Annotated in this window: 15 protein-coding genes; 3 read left to right on the forward strand and 12 right to left on the reverse strand. The window is 74.6% G+C overall.

Annotated elements, in window-relative coordinates:
• Window positions 1–100 precede the first annotated feature (100 nt).
• Complete coding sequence (locus ACIBPB_RS14415) at window positions 101–985, forward strand: ABC transporter substrate-binding protein (RefSeq protein WP_396840060.1); 885 nt, start codon at window positions 101–103, stop codon at window positions 983–985.
• A gap of 155 nt (window positions 986–1140) precedes the next feature.
• Here the strand turns inward: ACIBPB_RS14415 and tatC are convergent, their stop codons facing one another.
• From tatC to ACIBPB_RS14440, 5 genes are all read right to left on the reverse strand, one after another.
• Window positions 1141–2094 carry a twin-arginine translocase subunit TatC gene (tatC, locus tag ACIBPB_RS14420; RefSeq protein ID WP_396840061.1) on the reverse strand — a complete coding sequence of 318 codons (954 nt, stop codon included), beginning with the start codon at window positions 2092–2094 and terminating at the stop codon, window positions 1141–1143.
• Between the two features lie 20 nt (window positions 2095–2114).
• Window positions 2115–2408, reverse strand: coding sequence for a Sec-independent protein translocase subunit TatA (gene tatA / locus ACIBPB_RS14425; RefSeq protein WP_357323549.1), 294 nt, complete (start codon window positions 2406–2408; stop codon window positions 2115–2117).
• Window positions 2409–2625: 217 nt separating this feature from the next.
• Complete coding sequence (locus ACIBPB_RS14430) at window positions 2626–2874, reverse strand: hypothetical protein (protein WP_357323552.1); 249 nt, start codon at window positions 2872–2874, stop codon at window positions 2626–2628.
• A gap of 10 nt (window positions 2875–2884) precedes the next feature.
• A complete protein-coding gene (locus tag ACIBPB_RS14435) occupies window positions 2885–3889 on the reverse strand; it encodes a helix-turn-helix transcriptional regulator (protein ID WP_396840062.1) in 1005 nt (334 codons plus the stop codon).
• Window positions 3886–4884: a helix-turn-helix transcriptional regulator gene (locus tag ACIBPB_RS14440; protein ID WP_396840063.1), complete on the reverse strand. Its 999-nt coding sequence runs from the start codon at window positions 4882–4884 to the stop codon at window positions 3886–3888. The genes ACIBPB_RS14435 and ACIBPB_RS14440 overlap by 4 nt, the downstream gene beginning before the upstream one ends.
• A 141-nt stretch (window positions 4885–5025) precedes the next feature.
• Here ACIBPB_RS14440 and ACIBPB_RS14445 point away from each other — a divergent pair, with 141 nt between their 5' ends.
• Window positions 5026–6036, forward strand: coding sequence for a cation diffusion facilitator family transporter (locus ACIBPB_RS14445; RefSeq protein WP_396840064.1), 1011 nt, complete (start codon window positions 5026–5028; stop codon window positions 6034–6036).
• Between the two features lie 156 nt (window positions 6037–6192).
• On the forward strand, window positions 6193–7278 hold the full coding sequence (locus tag ACIBPB_RS14450; RefSeq protein ID WP_396840065.1) for a DUF3866 family protein: 1086 nt from the start codon (window positions 6193–6195) through the stop codon (window positions 7276–7278).
• A 7-nt stretch (window positions 7279–7285) separates the two neighbouring features.
• On the opposite strand, the gene ACIBPB_RS14455 is transcribed toward ACIBPB_RS14450, so the two are convergent.
• The 7 genes from ACIBPB_RS14455 to ACIBPB_RS14485 all read right to left on the reverse strand — a co-directional run bounded on the left by ACIBPB_RS14455 (window position 7286) and on the right by ACIBPB_RS14485 (window position 13208).
• Window positions 7286–7834, reverse strand: a complete 549-nt coding sequence (locus ACIBPB_RS14455) for a carboxymuconolactone decarboxylase family protein (RefSeq protein WP_396840066.1) — start codon at window positions 7832–7834, stop codon at window positions 7286–7288.
• A 53-nt stretch (window positions 7835–7887) separates the two neighbouring features.
• Window positions 7888–9006 (reverse strand): winged helix DNA-binding domain-containing protein, encoded by a 1119-nt coding sequence (locus ACIBPB_RS14460; protein ID WP_396840067.1) that lies wholly within the window; start codon window positions 9004–9006, stop codon window positions 7888–7890.
• A gap of 133 nt (window positions 9007–9139) precedes the next feature.
• The gene (locus ACIBPB_RS14465; protein ID WP_396840068.1) at window positions 9140–9358 is read right to left on the reverse strand and encodes a hypothetical protein; all 219 of its coding nucleotides are present in this window, start codon (window positions 9356–9358) and stop codon (window positions 9140–9142) included.
• 58 nt (window positions 9359–9416) lie between these two features.
• On the reverse strand, window positions 9417–10775 hold the full coding sequence (gene pafA / locus ACIBPB_RS14470; RefSeq protein ID WP_396840069.1) for a Pup--protein ligase: 1359 nt from the start codon (window positions 10773–10775) through the stop codon (window positions 9417–9419).
• Between the two features lie 463 nt (window positions 10776–11238).
• Entirely contained in the window at window positions 11239–12069 is an 831-nt protein-coding gene (gene prcA / locus ACIBPB_RS14475; protein ID WP_396840070.1) for a proteasome subunit alpha, read from the reverse strand.
• A 66-nt stretch (window positions 12070–12135) separates the two neighbouring features.
• A complete protein-coding gene (prcB, locus tag ACIBPB_RS14480; protein ID WP_396840108.1) occupies window positions 12136–12975 on the reverse strand; it encodes a proteasome subunit beta in 840 nt (279 codons plus the stop codon).
• On the reverse strand, window positions 12894–13208 hold the full coding sequence (locus ACIBPB_RS14485; RefSeq protein ID WP_396840109.1) for an endonuclease VII domain-containing protein: 315 nt from the start codon (window positions 13206–13208) through the stop codon (window positions 12894–12896). Before ACIBPB_RS14485 ends, prcB begins: the two co-directional genes overlap by 82 nt.
• Window positions 13209–13213: the final 5 nt, after the last annotated feature.

The following is a 13213-nucleotide window of genomic DNA, read 5'->3' on the forward strand; positions in this document are numbered from 1 at the left end:
GCGCCGCCTCAGCCTATCGCCGGGCCCCGAAGCGCAGGCCGGATCGAGGGAACTGCGGGGCCGGTGCGACTGCCGGGGCGCGGGCGGGCAGGATGTCGGGATGCGCCTGGTCTCCCTGCTCCCCTCCGCCACCGAGATCGTCTACGCCCTCGGCCTCGGCGAGCACCTGGTCGGGGTCACCTTCGAGTGCGAGGTGCCGGCCGAGCACCGGTCCGGCGTCACCGTGGTGGTCGGCGGCCGGGACACCCGGGGCATGAGCCCGGGCGAGATCGACGCGTACGTCCGGAGCCAGGTGGCCGCCGGCGCGGACCTGTACACGCTGCACGCCGGCGCGCTGGCCGGGCTGGACCCCGATCTGATCCTCACCCAGGACCTGTGCCGGGTCTGCGCCCTGCCGTCCGGGCAGGTCGAGGACGCCGTGGCGCATCTGGGCTGCCGGGCCGACGTGCTCTCGCTCGACCCGCACACCCTGGACGACGTGCTGCGCAGCATTCTCGACGTCGGCGCGGCGGCCCGCGTACCCGATCGGGCCGAGGCCCTGGTGGACGGCCTGCGGGCCCGGCTCGCCGCGGTGCACGCGGCGGTGGCCGGGCGGCCGCGGCCGCGGGTCGCGGTCGTCGAGTGGATCGACCCGCCGTTCGGCGGTGGTCACTGGATCCCGGACCTGGTGCGGGCCGCCGGTGGCGAGCCGGTGGCCGCCCATCCCGGGGCCCGGTCCACGCCGACCACCTGGGCGGCCCTGGCCGCCGCCGGGCCGGAGGTGGTGCTGGTGACCCCGTGCGGCTTCCGGCTGGACGGGGCCGCCGGGCAGGCCGCGTCGGTGGCCCCGCACCTGCCCGCCGCGCAGGTCTGGGCCATGGACGCCGACGCCCTGATCGTGCGGGCCGGCCCGCGCCTGGTCGACGGCGTCGAGGCGATCGCGGCAGTCCTGCACCCGGACGCGGTGCCGGCCCCGCCGCCGGGCAGCGTCCTCCGGATCGTCTGAGCCCGGCCCGGTCACCCGGGCCGCGCCGGACCTGCCGATGACGCCCGCCCGGCGGGCCGGCTCCCGGCCGGGCCCGCGGGCGCACCGGCCGAAGACGGAAGACGCCGCCCCCGAGAGCGGGAGCGGCGTTCCGTGCCGGTACGGCCCGGACCCGGTCAGGTCATGTCGTCGTAGCGGCGTTCGATCGGTGCCGGAGCGGTGATCGGCTGCGGCGCACCGACCGGCGCGGTCGCCTCGACCCGCCCGGCGGCCTCGACCGGCTCGACGGAGAGGTCCAGCGGCGACACCTCGTCGTCCGCGACGCCCGCGTACATCTCCCGGCCCCGGCCGCGCCGCTTGTCGTTGAGGAAGGCCACTCCGACGGCGACGAAATAGAGCAGGGAGAGCGCGCTGGCGAGCAGCGTCATGCCGAACGGACCCGGGTCGGGTGTGGCGATCGCCGCGAACGCGAAGGATATGAAGATCACCGCACGCCACCAGCTGAGCAGCCGCCGCGCGCTGGCCACCCCGGTGAAGTTGAGCATGAGCAGGATCAGCGGGAACTCGAACGCGACCCCGAACAGCAGGATCATGTTCGTCACGAAGGCGATGTAGGCGCTGACCTCGAACTGGTTGGACAGGCCACCGACACCGGCCTCCATGAGGAACCCGAGGCCCTTGTCGACCACGAAGTAGGCCAGCACCCCGCCGGCCGCGAACAGCGGCGCGGCGATCGCCACGAAGACGTACGCCCACTTGCGCTCGTGCCGGTGCAGGCCCGGTGCGATGAACGCCCAGAGCTGGTAGAGCCAGACCGGCCCGCCGATGATCAGGCCGAGCCAGAGCGCCAGCTTCACCGTCAGCAGGAAACCCGTCGTCGGCGCCAGCGCCAGCAGGTCCTGACACTTCCCCTCGGCGTTCGTGGTGTCGGGCAGCCGGCAGTACGGCCGCTTGAGCAGCATGAAGACCGGTTCGGCCAGCCAGAAACCGGCGATCAGACCGACGACGATGCCCAGCGACGCCCGGAACAGTCGGTTGCGCAGCTCACGGATGTGCTCCATGAGCGTCATCGAGCCATCGGCGGCCCGTTCGAAGGTGCTCGGGCCGCGCTTCTTCAACCCGAAGGCCACGGTGGTGAGGCCCTCTCGGATCAGTTTTCGCGGATGCGCTGCACCGGGTCGACCGGCTGGGCGTACTGCTGCTGCGGCGGCTGCTGCACGTACTGCTGCTGCGGGGCGGCCTGCGGCGGGAGCGGCTGGTAGCCGGCCTGCGCGTCGGCCTTCTCGGCCAGGTCACCGTCCTCGTGCAGGCTCTTGGTCTCGGCCTTGATGATCCGCAGCGAGCGGCCCAGCGAACGGGCCGCGTCGGGGAGCCGCTTCGCGCCGAAGAGCAGGATCAGCACGACCACGAGTACGGCGATGTGCCACGGCTTGAGGGCACCCATGGGAAAGCTCCAGTCGCTCAGGTGTGGTGAGGGATGGTCGCAGCCCATCGTACGTGCGTCGACGAGGCTTGCCACCCCCGCCGGGTCCCTCGGTGCGGGACCGGCCGGTGAAGTCTCGACCAACTCGCCGCGTCCCGTCAACCACCCGCGGCGGCGCGATCGTGCGCGAAGCCCCGCGGAACGCGCAGCTACCGAGCAGGGAACCGACCGTTGTCGATCACTTTCCGCGCTTTGCCTTGATCAGCGCCGTGCGCTGCTGCGCCTCGGCCGCGCGCTCCTGCAACGCCACCGCCCGCTCCTGGAGCGCCTCGGCCGCGGACTGCAGCGCCGTCGCGCCGGCCTGCTGGCGTTGCAGGGCCAGCGCCGCCCGGCGCAGCCGGGGCAGCCGGGCCAGCACCGGCCGGACGGCCAGGGCCAGCACCACGAGGGCGAACAGCACGACGCCGAGCACGATCCAGGTCACCACGGCGGTCACCCTACTCCCGGACGCCGGCCGCCGCCGGGTCGGCGCGGCCCGGCGTGGCGTACGCGTCGAGCGCCGCCACCGCCTGGGCGCGGACCTGCTCGGCCAGTTCCGCCGGGGCCAGCACCGTCACGTCCGAGCCCAGCCCCAGCACGAACCGCCGGGCCCAGCCCAGGTCGGTGACCCGCAGCGACACCAGCCACTGCTCGCCGTCGGCCTCGACCCGCTCGCACGGGTAGTACTCGGTGATCCACCGCTCGCCCCGGCCGATCCGCAGGGTGATCAGCGGCAGGTCGGGCGAGGGGCGGAACACCCCGTCGCTGAGGTCGTGCGGGCGGGCCTGCGGCGGCACCACGGCCGCCTCCGGCAGCTCGCGGATCGCGTCGATCCGGTCCGCCCGGAACAGCCGCACCGCCTCGGCCCGGCGGCACCACGCCTCCACGTACGCCCGGCCGCCGACCATCAGCATCCGCAGCGGGTCGATGGTCCGCTCGGTGGTCTCGTCCCGGGCCGCCGTGTAATAGGTGATCCGCAGCGCCCGGCCCCGCTCCACGGCGGCGCGCAGCTCGCGCGCCCGGGCGGTGTCGCCGGGCAGCCGCACCTCCACCGGCGCGCCGGCCAGGTCACCGGCCGCGTCCTCGATCTTGGCCAGGGCCCGTTCGACGGCCTCCCGGTTGGCCACCCCGGGGGTCTCGGCGAGCATCCGCAGCGCCACCACCAGCGCGAGCGCCTCGTCCGGGGTGAGCCGCAGCGGCCGGTCGATGCCCGCGTCGTAGGTGATGGTGACCCGGTCGCCGTCGAACGCCATGTCGATCAGGTCACCCGGACCGTAGCCGGGCAGCCCGCACACCCAGAGCAGCTCCAGGTCCTCCCGCAACTGCTTCTCGGTCACCCCGAGGTCGGACGCCGCCTCGGCGATCTCGATGCCGGGGCGGGCCAGCAGGTAGGGCACCAGGTTCAGCAGCCGGGCCAGCCGGTCCGCCGAGGTGCGGCCGGCACGGGCCGCCGGGCGGGTCACCGGGTTCCCCCGGCCACCGCCAGCTCGTCGTGCCGGGCGGCGATCTCCTTCAGCCGCTGGATGACCGCCTCGCGCACCTCCGGCGGGTCCAGCACCCGCACGTCCGGGCCGTACCCGGTCAGCTGGCCGGCCAGGAAGTCCGCCTCCGCGTACGGCAGGACGAGCCGGTCGCCGTCGGGCCCGGCGGTGGACTCCACCGCCCAGCGGCGCAACCCGGCGGCCCGGCCGGGCGCCACCAGCACGGTGGCCCGCCCGGTCCGCTCCACCGGCCCGGACCAGCGGGCCACGTGACTGATCAGGTCCACCCCGGCGGGCGGCTGGTACGCGCCGGGTTCGCCGGTGGCGCGCACCGCGCCCACCACCCGGGAGAGCCGGAAGCAGCGGGTGGCGGCCCGGTCCAGGTCGTGGCCGACCACGTACCACCGGCCGCGCCAGCAGACCACGCCCCAGGGCTGCAGCCGGCGGCGGGTCGGGGCGTCCCGGTCGGGCACCCGGTAGTCGAAGGTGACCTCCCGGCGGTCCCGGGCGGCGGCGGTCAGCGGGGCGAACGCCGGGTCGACCGTCACCATCGGCTCCAGGCCGAGGGTGGCCTGCGGGTCCACCGCGATGCCGGCGGCGCGCAGCTTGGCCAGCCCGGACGACGCGGCGGCGGCCAGCCCGGCGTGCTGCCAGAGCCGGGCGGCGATGCCCACGGCGGCCGCCTCGTCCGGCTCCAGCGGGATGTCCGGCAGCGCGTACTCCCGGTGGGCGATCCGGTAGCCGGGCTCGGCGTCGAAGACGCTGGCCGTCCCGGTCTCCAGCGGCACCCCCAGCTCCCGCAGCTCCGCCTTGTCCCGCTCGAACTTGCGCTGGAACGCCTCGTGGTCCTTGGCGTCGTCCGGATCGTGCTCGTAGCCGGGCACGGTCGCGGCGATCTGCGCGGCGGTCAGGAACCGTCGCGTGGAGAGCAGACAGATCACCAGGTTGACCAGGCGTTCGGTACGGGTCCGCGACACGTGGAGAACGCTAGCAGCCCGCACGCCGTGAGCGCGCACCCGCGCGGGCGCGGCGCACGGGTGCGCGATCCCGGTCACCCCGCCCGGCGGCCCGTCGCGCCCGCCGGGCGGGCCGGCGGGAGCCGCCATAGGGTGAAGCGCATGTCGGAGACGGAGGTCACGAGCGAGAGCGTCGGCACGGTCGTGGTGGCCGGCGCGGCGAACCTCGCCATCGCGGTCGCCAAGCTCGTCGCCGGCCTGATCTCCGGCTCCGCGGCGATGCTCAGCGAGGCCGCCCACTCGGTCGCCGACACCACCACCGAGGTGCTGCTCTACCTGGCGCTGCGCCGGGGCGCCCGCCCCGCCGACCGGCGGCACCCGTTCGGGTACGGCAAGGAGAGCTACGTCTGGGCGTTCCTCGCCGCGCTGTTCACCTTCGTGGTCGGGGCCGGCTTCGCCATCACCCACGGCGTGACCACCATCCTGGTGCACGAGCACACCGGCAACTACACGGCCTCGTACATCGTGCTGGCGCTCTCCTTCGTCATCGAGTCGATCTCGCTGGCCCGGGCGGTGCGGCAGATCCGCCGCGCGTCCCGCCGGTGGCGCGCCAGCCCGCACCGCTACCTGCGGCTGACCGCCGACACCACGGTCAAGGCGGTCTTCCTGGAGGACAGCGCCGCGCTGATCGGCCTGCTGCTCGCCGCCGCCGGCCTGACCCTGTCCCACCTCACCGGCGACGAACTCTACGACGGCCTCGCCTCGATCCTGATCGGCGTGCTGCTGCTGGTGGTCGCCGGCATCCTGGCCCGCAGCAACATCTCGCTGCTGGTCGGCCGGGCGGTCTCCGACCGGGTGCACCGGCGGATCGAGCGCGAGCTGTCCGCCCTGCCGCACGTCGACCGGGTGGACACCCTGATGACCATGTTCCTCGGCCCGGCGGACATCCTGGTCGCCGCCAAGGTCGACTTCGACGACGAGGCCAGCGGCGCCGACATCGAGGCCGCCGCCGACCAGGCCGAGCGCCGGCTCACCGAGCAGTTCCCGGAGATCGGGTACGTCTTCCTCGACCCCACCCGTTCCCGGCCCGGCGCGGCCCGGCGCGGGACGCGGCTGGTCCAGGAGGACGACGCCCGCCCGGACGGCCCCGGCGGCGTCCCCGGCCCGCCCTGACCGGCGGCCCCCGACGCCCCGGCCGTACCCCCGATCCGGCCATGCCCCCGACCCCGCCGTGCCCCCGACCCGGCCGTGCCCCCGCCGTGCCCCCGACCCCGCCGTGTCCCGACCCGGCCGTGCCCCGACCCGGCGCGGGCCGATAGCGTGCCGGGCATGGTGCGATGGCGGTCCGGCACGGTCACGGCGGTGCGGCGGCGCTGGGCCGGAGCGGTGGAACTCGACGTCGACCTGCCCGACGGCGCCCGGATGCGCGCCCTCGCCTACCCGGCGCTGGTCGGCGACCCGCAGCCCGGTGACCGGGTGCTGCTCAACGCCGGCGCCCTGCTGATGGGGCTCGGCACCGGCGGGTACGCCCTGGTCGTCGCCCTGCCCGACCGGCTCCCCGCCGACCCGCCGCAGCCCGCCGACACCCGGGCCGCCGGCCACCTGGTCAAGGCCCGCTACACGCCGTTGCAGCCGATCCTGCTCGGGGTGGACGAGGAGGCCAGCCCGCACCACGCGCTGCTCGCCGCCGCGGAGAGCCTGGACGGGCTGCCGGTGGTCACCGCCGACCTGCACTCCGCGCTGCCGGCGATCCTCGCCGGCGTGCACGCCGACGCCCCCGACGCCCGGGTGGCCTACCTGCTCACCGACGGCGGGGCGCTACCCGCCTGGTTCTCCCGCACCCTCGCCGGGCTCGCCGACCGGCTCGCCGGCACGATCAGCGTCGGCCAGGCCTTCGGCGGCGACCTGGAGGCCAGCACCCTGCACAGCGGCCTGCTCGCCGCCCGGCACGTGCTGCGCGCCGACGTCGCGATCGTCGCCCAGGGCCCGGGCAACCTCGGCACCGGCACCCGCTGGGGCTTCTCCGGGGTGGCCGTCGGCGAGGCGGTCAACGCCGTCGCCGCGCTGGGCGGGCACCCGGTCGGTTCGCTGCGCCTCTCCGCCGCCGACCCCCGCCCCCGGCACCGCGGCGTCTCCCACCACAGCCTCACCGCGTACGGGCGGGTGGCCCTGGCCCCGGCGGACCTGGTGGTCCCCGACGACCTCGATCCGGCGCTGGCCGAAGAGGTCGCGGCGGCGCTGGCCCCGCTGGCCGGCCGGCACCGGATCGTCACGGTGCCCACCGACGGCCTCGACGCGGCGCTGCGGGCCAGCCCGGTCGGGCTGTCCACGATGGGCCGCGGCCTGGACGCCGACCACGCCTACTTCCTGGCCGCGGCCGCCGCCGGCCGGCACGCCGCCGCGCTCACCCGCTGACCGCGGCTCAGCCGGCCAGGTAGCCGTGCCGGACCAGGAAGCCGGCCGAACGGCGGTATGCCTCGGGATCGTCCGGGGTGAACGCGCCCAGCCCGTCGACGTACCGGTTGTACATGCAGAACGCGGCCGCGATCAGCACCGTGTCGTGCACCTCCAGGTCGGTCGCGCCCGCGGCCCGGGCCGCGTCGACCAGCTCGACGGTGACCTCCCGTCCGCCCCGCTGCACGGCCGCCGCGATCCGCAGCAGCGCCCGCAGCCGCCCGCTCACCGGGGCGCTCTCCGGATCGGCGCGGACCTGCCCGACCAGCGACTCCCCCGCCGGCAACTGAGCCGCCGCGGTCGCCCCGTGCGACGCCGCGCAGAAACCACAGTCGTTCAGATCCGACACGTACGCCGCGATCAGCTCCCGCTCCCCCGGCGACAGGGTCGGGTGCGGGGCGCGCAGCAGCGCCTCGGCCAGCGCGTTGAGCGGCCCGGCGGTCTCCGGCCGGAACCGGGTCAGTCCCCGGATGCCCGGGTGCTCCCGCTCGTCGAGGCCGAGGTCGATGTGTGCCATCCGGTCCACGCTCCCCACTGTCGCCGACAGACGATCATGCGGGCCGGTACGGGTCAAGACCCGGCCGGGCCGATCCGCACCGCCAGGTCGAGCAACTCGGGACAGGCGAAGGCGAGCAGCCGTCGCGCCTCCGCCTCCAGCGCGTCCCGGTCCGCCGGCTCGAGCCGGCCGAACAGCCGCACCGCGAGGGTCGCCGTGCCGTCTCCTCGCACGATCGTCCAGGTGCCGGCCACGAACCCGTCCACCAGCACCGTCGCGGCCACCGCCGGAGTGATCACCCGTCGGCGTTCCGCGTCGCCGAGCACCCGGGTCCGGTCGGCGTGGCCCAGCAGGAGGTTGTCGTACTCCGGCAGCAGCCGGGGCGGCACCGGGTTGTCCGGGTCGGGCCGCGCCGCGTCGGGCAGGTCGAACAGTTCGCGCCCCTGCTCGTCCCGGAAGACCCGTAGCTCGCCCCGGATCCGCTCGATCACCTCGGCCAACCGGGTCAGCCCCGACCACGCCTGCACGTCCCGTACCGACGCCGGCCCGAACGCGGCCAGGTAGCGACGGACCAGGACGACCGGGTCGGCCGGGGCCGGCGCGGCGGTGAGCCACTCGTCGGCCAGGGCGCACGGGCCGTCCACCCGGCCGCCCCAGGTGCCCGCCGGCGGCAGGTGCACCAGCGGCAGCAGGTACTGCACGGAGTGCAGCAGGGCGCTGCGGTCCCGGTCCGGCCAGCGCCGGGCCAGCAACTCCCGCAGCCGGGTCCGGCTCAGCGGCTCCTCGGCCAGCAGCGCGGCGGCGTACGCCACCAGCTCGGCCGGATCCACGCCGGCGGTGGCCCGGCCCATGAACTGCCGTTGCAGCCGCGCCATCAGCGGTTGCAGCAGCGGACGCAGCCACCGGTAATCGTCCGCGGCGGTCACGTGCAGGGTGCCGCGCACGGTGGTCGCCCGCACCACCTGCCGCCGCAGCAGCAGCCCGGTCAGGTCGTCGCGACGAAACCCGCTCACCCGGGACCACAACCCCAGGTACGGCGCGGTCGGCACCTGGCCCTGCAACCCGACCAGCCGGCGCACCACGTCCAGGGCCGGCAGTTGTGTCCGGTCGAGCAGGAACTGCCGGGCGAGGGTGGCCCGGTTCAGCGCCCGGCGCGACAGCGACGGCACCGCGGGCGCGCTCCGCGTGGACACCCGGCACCCCTCCCAGCGACGGACGGGGCGGCAGGCAATCCGTTCCCGTCGCCGGCGAGGCTAACCCCGACCCCCGACAGAACGCCCCCGGTCAACCCGCGGTCAACCACGGCCGGCGCCGCGGCCGGCCGGCTCAGCCGGCGAAGAAGATCAGCGCCAGCCAGGCGCCCACGATCAGCACCAGCGCCGCCGCCAGCACCCAGGTCGGCACCGTGTACTCGCCACGGCGGTTCCGCTCGACCTCGGCGCGGATCTTCTCCCGGCGCCGGTCGATCCAGTTGAGCTTCTCGGTGCCGCGGTCGCGGTCCGGGCGCGCGCCGCCGTCGCGGCCGGAGGGTTCGGAAGTGTTCATCGCCGTGCCAGCGTACCGGTGGCGGGGCGGCCGGCACCGGGGCACCGGCCGCCGCGCCTCACATGCTGGCGATCAGCCGCTCCACCCGCTCGTCGTACGCCCGGAACGGGTCCTTGCACAGCACCGTGCGCTGCGCCTGGTCGTTCAGCTTCAGGTGCACCCAGTCCACGGTGAAGTCCCGCCGCTTCTCCTGGGCGTGCCGGATGAACTCGCCGCGCAGCCGCGCCCGGGTGGTCTGCGGCGGGGTTTCCTTCGCCTCGAAGATCTCCGGGTCGGTGGCCACCCGGTCCACCTCGCCGCGCCGCTCCAGCAGCCCGTACAGGCCCCGGCCGCGCCGCAGGTCGTGGTACGCCAGGTCCATCTGCGCCACCCGCGGGTGCGACAGCGGCAGGTCGTGCTTGCGCTGGTACCGCTCGATCAGCTTCAGCTTGGTGACCCAGTCGATCTCCCGGGCCACCGGGTCCAGGTCGCCGGTCTCCACCGAGCGCAGCACCCGCGCCCACAGGTCGACCACCCGCTTGGCGGTCTGGTCCCCGCCCCGGCGCTCCACGAACTCGGTGGCCTTGGCCAGGTACTCCTCCTGGATCTCCAGGGCGCTGACCTCCTTGCCGGAGGCCAACCGCACCTTGCGCCGACCGGTGATGTCGTGCGACACCTCGCGGATCGCCCGGATCGGGTTCTCCAGCGTCAGGTCCCGCATCACCACCCCGGCCTCGATCATTCGCAGCACGATGTCGGCGGTGCCGACCTTCAGCAGCGTGGTGACCTCGTTCATGTTCGAGTCACCGACGATCACGTGCAGCCGGCGGTACCGCTCCGCGTCGGCGTGCGGCTCGTCCCGGGTGTTGATGATCGGCCGGCTCCGGGTGGTCGCCGAGGAGACGCCCTCCCAGATGTGCTCGGCCCGCTGGGAGAGGCAGTAGACCGCGCCGCGCGGCGTCTGCAGCACCTTGCCGGCGCCACAGATCAACTGCCGGGTGACCAGGAACGGGATCAGCACGTCGGCGAGGCGGCCGAACTCGCCGTGCCGGGAGACCAGATAGTTCTCGTGGCAGCCGTACGAGTTGCCGGCCGAGTCGGTGTTGTTCTTGAACAGGTAGATCTCGCCCGCGATGCCCTCGTCGTGCAGCCGCTTCTCCGCGTCGACGAGCAGCCCTTCCAGGATCCGCTCGCCGGCCCGGTCGTGGGCCACCAGATCCGTCACCGCGTCGCACTCCGGCGTCGCGTACTCCGGGTGCGAGCCCACGTCCAGGTAGAGGCGGGCTCCGTTGCGCAGGAACACATTGCTCGACCGGCCCCACGACACCACCCGCCGGAACAGGTACCGCGCGACCTCGTCGGGGGAAAGCCGACGCTGCCCGCGGTAGGTGCAGGTGACGCCGTACTCGGTCTCGAGGCCGAAGATTCGCCGCTCCATGATGTGACATTAGCCGCCCGAGGCCGCGGATGGGCAGCGCTCACTGCGCCGGTCCGGCCGGTATCGGCCCGACCATTCCCACCGCGCGCGCATCCCACCGTCGGGGCGGTCGCCGTCCGGGCCGATCCGGGTCGCCGCGGGTGCCGCTTTCCGACCCGGCGTACGCGCAGCGGGCGGCGCGACGTGACCTCCTCGCGGGCGGCCGGCGGGCGGGCTCGCGTGCCGGTCCCAGGTGGACGCGGCCACGGACGTCGCCGTCCCACCCCGCTCCGGGATCGCGCCGGTCCCGAGGATTCCTCCCCGGCCCGGCGGCGCTCTCGTGCCTGCCCCGCCGCCGCCACAGCCCGGGCCGCTCGCGGCCTCGTCCCCGGGGCCGGCGCGGTCTCGTGCCTGGCCTGCGTGCGGCTCAGCCCAGGGCCGCTCGCGGCTTCGTCCCGGGGGCCGGCGTGGTCTCCGTCCGGGACTACTCGCCGGCCTCGTCCTGCGGGCCCTCCAGGTCCGCCGAGCCCGCCGACGTGGTCGGCTTCTTCGCCTCCTCGGTGGGCACCGTCGGGGTCTTCGCCCGCCCCGCCGCCGGCGCGGCGTCCGCGGCCGGGTCCCCCTCCAGCAGGGCGGTCAACGCCGTCCCGGTGATCCGCCGGAACGTCCGGCCCACCCGGCGGCGGTCCAGCACCGCCACCTCCAACTGGTTGGCGGCGATGGTACGCGCCGATCCGCCCTCACCACCGACGCTGCTCAGCGCCTTCATCGCGGCCCGGACCGCCTCGGAGAGCGACATCTCCGGCCGGTGCTCGTTCTTCAGCACCCCGGTGATCGCCTCGGCCTGGCCGCCCATCGCCATCCGGCCCGGCTCGTCGTTCACCGAGCCGTCGTAGGTCACCCGGTAGAGCGCGTCGTCGTCCGGGATCGCGCCCACTTCCGCCACGCAGATCTCCACCTCGAACGGCTTCGACTGCTCGGTGAAGATCGCTCCCAGCGTCTGCGCGTAGGCGTTGGCCAGCGCCAGACCGGTCACGTCCCGGCGGTCGTAGCTCAGGCCGTTCAGGTCGGCCATCCGCACCCCGGCCCGGCGCAGGTTCTCGAACTCGTTGTACCGGCCCACCGCGGCGAAACCGATCCGGTCGTAGATCTCGCTGACCTTGTGCAGGGTGCTGGAGAGGTTCTCCGCGACGAAGAGCACCCCACCGTCGTAGCTCAGGACCACCGCGCTGCGGCCCCGGGCGATGCCCTTGCGGGCCAGCTCGGAGCGGTCGCGCATGATCTGCTCGGGCGAGGCGTAGAACTGCATGGCCACGGCGGCGGTTCTCCTTCGGGCGCTGTGCTGGGGACTGCTGACGGGTCAGGTGGGCGCGCGGACGGCTCAGCCGCCGGGGTTCTCCATCCGGCCGGCCACGACGCTCTCGGCGATCGCCGCCGTCTCGGCGTCGGTGAGCCGGTGGGTGCCGTCCGCCGTCGCGGTCATCACCACCGGGTAGATCCGGCGGGTCAGGTCCGGACCGCCGGTGGCGGTGTCGTCGTCGGCCGCGTCGTAGAGCGCCTCCACGGCCAGCCGCATTGCGTCGTCGACCGAGAGGCCGGCCCGGAACCGCTTCTTGAGCGCCGACTTGGCGAAGAGCGAGCCCGAACCGATCGCGTCGTAGCCGGTCTCCTCGTAGGGGCCGCCGGTCACGTCGAAGCTGAAGATCCGGCCGGCCCGCACCGGGTCGCCGGCGGCCAGGTCGAACCCGGCGAAGAGCGGGATCACCGCGAGGCCCTGCATCGCCGCGCCCAGGTTGCCCCGGATCATCGAGGCCAGCCGGTTGGCCTTGCCGTCGAGCGAGAGCATCGCGCCCTCGATCTTCTCGTAGTGCTCCAGCTCCACCTGGAACAGTCGCATCAGCTCGATGCCGATGCCCGCGGTGCCCGCGATGCCGACCAGCGAGTACGCGTCGGCCGGGTGCACCTTCTCGATGTCCCGCTGGGCGATCAGATTGCCCATCGTGGCGCGCCGGTCGCCGGCCATCACCACGCCACCGGCGGCCGAGATGGCCACGATGGTCGTCGCGTGCGGCGCCAGGTCGGCGGCCATGCCGGGCGGCAGCGGCCGACGGCCGGGCAGCATCTCGGGGGCCACCTTGCTCAGGAACGCTGTGAAGGAGGACGTCCCCGCGTTGGTGAACACATCTGGAAGACGCCCGGATGGATCAAAACCCGCTGCCACGTGGTTCCTCTCAGGTACGTGATCGCCCTGGCCAGCCTCGCCGGACTGTCCCGGAACTGGCCAAGACCACCATTGCAGTTGAAGCAGAGTATCCCGCGCACCCATCCGGTGCGATGATCGTGGTCCACATGTTGCGGGTGGCCTTCGAGCGCGCGTTGAAGCACGGTTTGCAGCAGCTGCCGCGGCCGCTCGAACGCTTGCTGCCCGCACAGAACTCGTCGAGCGGCTTCCACTCCTC

The sequence above is a fragment of the Micromonospora sp. NPDC049836 genome (assembly GCF_044465125.1).
In the GTDB taxonomy this organism is placed as follows: domain Bacteria; phylum Actinomycetota; class Actinomycetes; order Mycobacteriales; family Micromonosporaceae; genus Micromonospora.